Source organism: Flavobacterium xizangense, from assembly GCF_054075145.1.
The window spans coordinates 1-242 of record NZ_JBSIPG010000281.1 but is presented as its reverse complement, the minus strand read 5'-3'; the positions used below and the strand labels follow the sequence as shown (position 1 = coordinate 242).

Below are 242 nucleotides of genomic sequence, written 5' to 3'. Positions count from 1 at the left end.
ATCTTGGATTGGACCGTGGCAATATCAAGCTTTTGCTGGCCAATTAGATGACTATAAAGCAGTTCCAGATGCTAAATTATTAGGTTTGCGTGTAACTGCAAGACCATTACCATATTTAGAGCTCGGCGCTTCTCGAACTTTACAATGGGGTGGTGAGGGGCGCTCTGAAAGCTGGGATTCTTTATGGAATGCGATTAAGGGCAATGATAATGTTTATGATGCTTCCGAAGACAGATCTAATC

General features: G+C 42.6%; 1 protein-coding gene. It reads left to right on the top strand.

Annotated features, from left to right (window positions below; all coding sequences use genetic code 11):
* Nucleotides 1-242, top strand: a 242-nt coding sequence (locus ACWA1B_RS23440) for a capsule assembly Wzi family protein (RefSeq protein WP_456911090.1), incomplete at both ends; no start/stop codon positions are given.